Annotated in this window: 6 protein-coding genes; 1 reads left to right on the top strand and 5 read right to left on the bottom strand. The window is 43.6% G+C overall.

The window, feature by feature from the left end:
• Window positions 1-96: 96 nt before the first annotated feature.
• The 5 genes from WKT20_RS17265 to WKT20_RS17245 form a co-directional block, all read right to left on the bottom strand.
• Window positions 97-1,332, bottom strand: a complete 1,236-nt coding sequence (locus tag WKT20_RS17265; protein WP_007561996.1) for a sodium ion-translocating decarboxylase subunit beta — start codon at window positions 1,330-1,332, stop codon at window positions 97-99.
• A complete protein-coding gene (locus WKT20_RS17260) occupies window positions 1,332-3,191 on the bottom strand; it encodes a biotin/lipoyl-containing protein (RefSeq protein WP_117702579.1) in 1,860 nt (619 codons plus the stop codon). Before WKT20_RS17260 ends, WKT20_RS17265 begins: the two co-directional genes overlap by 1 nt.
• Window positions 3,192-3,220: 29 nt before the next feature.
• Complete coding sequence (locus tag WKT20_RS17255; RefSeq protein WP_007561999.1) at window positions 3,221-3,478, bottom strand: OadG family protein; 258 nt, start codon at window positions 3,476-3,478, stop codon at window positions 3,221-3,223.
• Between the two features lie 144 nt (window positions 3,479-3,622).
• Window positions 3,623-4,126: a nitroreductase family protein gene (locus tag WKT20_RS17250; RefSeq protein WP_117702614.1), complete on the bottom strand. Its 504-nt coding sequence runs from the start codon at window positions 4,124-4,126 to the stop codon at window positions 3,623-3,625.
• Between the two features lie 11 nt (window positions 4,127-4,137).
• Window positions 4,138-4,800: a DUF2490 domain-containing protein gene (locus tag WKT20_RS17245; RefSeq protein ID WP_340417794.1), complete on the bottom strand. Its 663-nt coding sequence runs from the start codon at window positions 4,798-4,800 to the stop codon at window positions 4,138-4,140.
• Between the two features lie 349 nt (window positions 4,801-5,149).
• Between WKT20_RS17245 and WKT20_RS17240 the strand changes: the two genes are divergently transcribed.
• The coding region (locus WKT20_RS17240) for a BACON domain-containing protein (RefSeq protein WP_340417793.1) at window positions 5,150-6,042 on the top strand (893 nt) is incomplete at its 3' end.

The following is a 6,042-nucleotide window of genomic DNA, read 5'->3' as shown; positions in this document are numbered from 1 at the left end:
TTACAAAAACAAGACAGGATTACAAAGAGATTTCCATCCTGCAAATTGACAGTTATCTCTTTGTAATCCTGTCCAAAGAAGCTAAATCACGTTTACTTATCCAAGAAATGAAATCAGTACACCAGCTGCCACAGCCGATCCGATTACACCCGAAATGTTACTTGCCATACAATATTGCAACACGTGGTTCTTCGGGTCATATTTCAAGGCAATTTCATTGGCTACACGACTGGCCATTGGCACAGCGCTAAGACCGGTTGCTCCAATCAACGGATTAATTTTCTTTTTCGTAAACAGATTGAATATCTTTACGAAGAAAATACCACCTGAGATTGAAAGTGCAAAAGCTAAGAAACCACCTATTACGATACCGATAGTCGTCCAGTTCAGGAAAGCATCGGTAGTCATGGTTGCACCAACTGAAATACCCAGGAAAATAGTAGCCGCATTCATAATGCTGTTAGATGCGGCATCAAACAAGCGAGAAGTATTGCTACCGATTTCCTTCACCAAGTTACCGAACATCAGCATACCAATCAAAGGCACTGCACTTGGCACGAACAAGGCCACGATGGTAGTACATGCAATCGGGAAAATAATTTTCAAAACACGCAGATTCTTGATTTCCGTTTTTGAAGGGTATTTCTTTTCCTGTTCCTTCATGTTGATGGACAGCTCTTTCTTTGTACACCACAAACGTACGACGAGCGGCACGATAACTGGTACCAACGCCATATAAGAATAGGCCGCAATGGCAATCGGACCTAATAAATGCGGAGCCAGCTTGATAGTAGTGAAGATAGCTGTCGGACCGTCGGCACCTCCGATGATACCCAAAGAAGCAGCTTCCTTGGGAGTAAAGCCCATCAAAATAGATACCAGCAATACGGCAAAGATACCCAGCTGAGCAGCCGCACCGAAAATAGACAGACGAAGATTACGCAGCATCGGACCAAAATCGGTCAGTGCACCTACTCCCATGAATATAATCGGCGGAAGGAATCCCGTCTTAATCAACATATAATAAATGAAGTTCATCAGTCCCAGTTCATGTGCAATTTCATGAAGCGGCATTTCCCAGATGTTCTTCATCACACCGTTCACCATGACCATTCCATTTTCATCGGCCTGCACTACCCCCATATCACCGCCCGGGAAGTTGGCCAGCAACACCCCGAAAGCGATGGGTACCAGCAGCAACGGTTCGTACTGCTTCTTGATACCCAGATAGAGCAAGACGAAAGCAATGGCATACATGATGAGAAACCGCGGGTCAGCAGCAATGTTGCTGAAAGCGGTCATATCATATAATCTTTCTAATATCTCTTCCATTACAAAATCTTCATTAATACATCATCTTCTGATACGGAGTCACCGGAATTTGCACAGATAGCAGTGATGGTTCCACTAAACTCAGCACGGATGGCATTGTAAGTTTTCATGGCCTCTACGTAGCAAATCACATCTCCCTTGTTCACCTTGTCACCCACTTTCACCGGAGTTTCCTGTGCACTCTTCGTCAGGAAGAATTTACCTTCCAGCGGAGAAAGCACTTCTTTTCCTTCACCAGCCGGAGCTTGAGCAGCCGGAGCTGCTTCAGCAGGCTGATTCTGTGCAGAAAGTTTAGACGGATTGACATCGCCAAAGGCTACAGTTACACGATAAGCCTGACCGTTTACGTCTACTGTCAAGACTTTAGTCTGGTCATTAGCCATGTGGATCTCTTCCTTGGCTTCACGGCGTTTCTTCACATCTTCCAGGAAGTCAGCTTTTGCCTTTCCACTCTTATAGGCTTCATACTGAGCCGGATGCATGGCATATTCAAAGAGCTCTTCATCATCCTGTCCGGTTTCCCATTTCTTTTCCCACATCATCTGACGGTATTTTTCCAACTGATCAGGATAGTTGTCCTGTGGGTTGCCTGTGAAGAACTTACGGCCTTCACGTTCAGCTTTTTCCACAATTTCAGGAGCCAGTTTGCCAGGCAATTGTCCGGCTTTTCCCAAAATCATGTCCCAGATATCGTCGGCAATCATTCCCCAGCGTTCCTTGCCTTTTTCCAGCTGAATGACATTCATCATGGCCAGGTTCTTCACATATTGGCTGAACGGAGTTACCAGACACGGATACCCCACACGCGGCCATACGTATGCTACCTCATCAAACAGTTTAATCAGCAGTTCATCCTGAGTCATGAACGGCAAATTGCGTTTTGCCTTATACTTGTTGATAGATTCCAGGTTAGTATCCAAATCGGCCATCAAGCTACCCATCATACCACCCGGAAGTCCCGGTCCAATCAGCAAAGAGTTCATCAGACGGTTTTTCGGACTGATATACAATCCCAGGAAATCATCCATAAATTCCTGAATCAGGGAACGTACCTTCATATAGGCCTGCATATTGATTTCAGGCACCTTGAAGCCGGCGTCCTTCAACATGGCCTGTACACTGATCACGTCTGCATGTCCGGTACCCCATGACAACGGGTCCATACCTACATCCACATAATCACATCCAGCCTTGCACACTTCCAGAATAGAAGCCATATTAAAGCCCGGGCCTGCATGAGAGTGATACTGAATCGTAATATCTTTGATTTTCTTGATACCTGCCACCAGCTTACCCAGGAATACCGGACGACCAATACCCGCCATATCCTTGATACAGATTTCATCACATCCTGCATCAATCAGCTTCTTGGCCATATCCAGATAATACTCTACGGTATGAATCGGAGAATAAGTGATGCAAAGACAGCACTGAGAAATCATGCCGGCATCATGTGCATAACCGATGGAAGGAATAATATTGCGTACATCGTTCAATCCACAGAATGTACGGGTAATGTCTGTACCCTGAGCCTTCTTTACTTTATAGAACAACTTACGTACGTCGGCCGGTACCGGACTCATTCGCAAACCGTTCAGCGCACGGTCGAGCATGTGTGTCTGAATTCCAGCTTCATGAAAAGGCTTCGTCCACTCACGGACAGCCTTGTTCGGATTTTCACCAAACAACAGGTTAACTTGTTCAAAACCTCCCCCGTTTGTTTCTACACGGGCAAAACACCCCATTTCGATAATGGCTGGGGCCACCTTCACCAACTGGTCTACTCGCGGTACGTATTTTCCGGCACTCTGCCACATATCACGAAAAACCAAACTAAATTTGACTTCTTTCTGTTCCATGACTAATACATGCGTGTTTTTCTAACAGATTACTGCAGTTTTTCTACTTTTATTACCTGACCTTTTCCGGCTGTCAATATATCCACAGCCGCCTTAATGGCATCCATTGCACCAGCATCGGTAGATGCACCTGTAGCAGCCACCTTCTTTTTGGGTGCTTCTTCAGGAGCAACTTTATTTACAATGGAAATCAGAAGCTGGCTTAACCAGATAACAATGAGCAGAATTACAAAGACTGTGACCATTCCGACCACCATCAGCAATAATCCTAATTCAATGTTTTCCATTTTTCAACTAATTAGAATATACATAAAAGACGCTCCCTGAAAAGCGATTCAGAGAGCGTCCCAAAAGTAGGAAATTCCATAAAGAACTACTACTAAAACTAGTTAAATATTTGATATTTTATTTATGTTATCCCCTTATTGCTTTCAAAATAATATCTCATCCAACGATTTGCGTTTCTTAGCTGACATTTCTTGTGCTTGGGCGTAACCCACAGGAATCAGCACTACCGGTTCCATAAAATCAGGCAGGTTAAGTACTTCCCGACACAGAGATACATCAAAATTACACACCCAGCAAGTGCCCAATCCTTGTTCCGTAGCAGCCAGACAAAGATGCTCTACAGCAATGGCCACATCAATATCTGCATGGTCTTTTCCGTCTGATTTACGGTGCCAGGATTCCTCATGATTCGCACAAGCTACTATCATACAAGGTACATTTTCTATCCACTCTCTTGGATAAGCCTTTTTCAGCTGTGACAGCCTGTCCGCATCCGTTATCACCGCAAATTTCCAGGGCTGAAAATTTACTGCTGAAGGAGCCAGACGTACACATTCCATTATGTAATCCAATTTTTCTTTCTCCACCGCACGGTTTTCATAATTCCGAACGGAGTGACGCATCTTTACTAATTCTAAAAAACTCATATTTTCTTCCATTACAATTTTATCTCCAAATTAAGTCCTAAAATATTCTGGCAACGCTTCACGTCATATTGGCGGCAATAATATACATCCAAAGCAGTTTTCCGGGAAAGAGGGCAACGCCCCCCCGAACGATAACGGACACGCGGCAGCGAAAAGAAAGCCTCGTCGCCTAGCGGCTGAAACGTTTCCACAAAAAAATAAGGATATGCTATCCAGTTTTCAGGTTCATAAGCCACTCTCAAACGCGAACGTAATTGCACCTCATTTGCTCCGCCAATAAATGTGTGTTGCAAAAGTTCCCGCCAGCCAAGCTTTATATTTCGTTTGGCCCCTGAAACAATAAAACCGGCTTGATAGCGATATCCAACTTTCCATCCCGCAGTTCCACGGTCACGGTATCGTATTTCGTAATATCCTTTTAGTTGCATGAGGGGTAACACACGGTAATTCAGTCCGACATTCAAACGTCCCCGTTCCATTTCTTTTAAGCCATTTTGTGTCCGAGTTTGAAATGTTCCCCTAAACTTCACACGGGGATTAAGCTGCCAGCCTACCCGTACTCCCGTCCATGTAGCAAACTCACTATCCGTCATGGCATATCCCGGCAACGAGGGAATACACATCCCCCATACAATCAGCAGTAACACCCTTAATTTATGCAATATTTGTTTCATAAAACTCTATCCTGATAAATTGACAATGCAAGATATCAAGAAAATCCTGAATTTGCAAATGCAGAAGATGGTACATAACCATTTCAGCATTGTCTGTCGCAAAATAATTCAACCCAACTATCTTTCATCAACTATTTTCCTTTTTAGTACAGAAATAGTTTAATACTTTAATCAATGAATTCGTAGTTTTTTCTTGCCAATTCGTAGATTTCATTTGCTATTTAATACAAGAAAAAGCAATTTTGTGCACATCCATCATTTTACAGACATGAAACAAAGTATATTATTATTTCTTCTTATCCTCTTGATATCCGGGTGTTCCGAAAAGGAAATTGACCCCAGTTTCTCTTTGCAAGAAGAAACAAGTTCGATTACCCTAGCCTCAGCGGCTAATTCCCAAACAGTAATCAGCTTTACCAGTACGCGAGAATGGGAAGCAAATACATCCAGTGAATGGCTTTTGATTTCTCCTACTTCAGGGGAAGCCGGCACTTATCAACTGGCCTTGACAGCCTCCAGTAAAAATGACAGCAAAGACTCCCGTACAGCCATAGTAAATCTAGTTTCCGCTGGTCTCACCCAATCCCTTACCGTCACGCAATCGGCCGCAGACTACGTAGAACTGGAACGGACGACTTATTATACTGAGGCGCAAGGAGGTTCACTACAAGTCAAGTTTACCACCAACCTCAGTGGGGACAAACTTGTTATTTATAGTACAGCCAACTGGCTTACACAATCGGCTGATAGTCGTACAGAGCAAGGCTATGTAGTCAATTTGACTGCTTTACCCAACGAAGATGAAAGGGAACGAACGGCCAATCTTTATTTTTGTAAAACAAACGGCCTGGAAGAGGAATTACTGAATAGTGTCACTATCATACAGGAAGGTACCAATACAAGCACATCGACTGATTATTCTGCCGACAGAACGGTACGTATTCTTCAACGTGCCACAAAAGGAAACGAACTCCCCATTGTATTGATGGGAGATGGCTTTTTGGACACTGAAATAGAAGACGGAACATACGATGAAGTCATGAATAAAGCCATGGAAAACCTGTTTACAGAAGAACCTCTGAAGTCTCTCCGGAATTACTTTAACATATATTCCGTAACGGCAGTTTCTCGCAGCAACAGATTCGATGGTTATAACACCGCCTTTGGATGTCAAATGGCAGGAGGAATGAGCACCCTTATAACCGGAAATGATGAAAATGTAATAGATTATATACAATGTAT

It is taken from the genome of Phocaeicola sp. ICN-14070, from assembly GCF_037892625.1.
Classification (GTDB): domain Bacteria; phylum Bacteroidota; class Bacteroidia; order Bacteroidales; family Bacteroidaceae; genus Phocaeicola; species Phocaeicola plebeius.
The sequence above is the reverse complement of the archived record's forward strand: the minus strand, read 5'-3'. Positions and strand labels throughout refer to the sequence as shown.

What these genes read in the sequence shown, in the direction of transcription:
- WKT20_RS17265 (WP_007561996.1), bottom strand. Translation starts at nt 1,332, where the DNA reads ATGGAAGAGATATTAGAAAGATTATATGATATGACCGCTTTCAGCAAC.
- WKT20_RS17260 (WP_117702579.1), bottom strand. Translation starts at nt 3,191, where the DNA reads ATGGAACAGAAAGAAGTCAAATTTAGTTTGGTTTTTCGTGATATGTGG.
- WKT20_RS17255 (WP_007561999.1), bottom strand. Translation starts at nt 3,478, where the DNA reads ATGGAAAACATTGAATTAGGATTATTGCTGATGGTGGTCGGAATGGTC.
- WKT20_RS17250 (WP_117702614.1), bottom strand. Translation starts at nt 4,126, where the DNA reads ATGAGTTTTTTAGAATTAGTAAAGATGCGTCACTCCGTTCGGAATTAT.
- WKT20_RS17245 (WP_340417794.1), bottom strand. Translation starts at nt 4,800, where the DNA reads ATGAAACAAATATTGCATAAATTAAGGGTGTTACTGCTGATTGTATGG.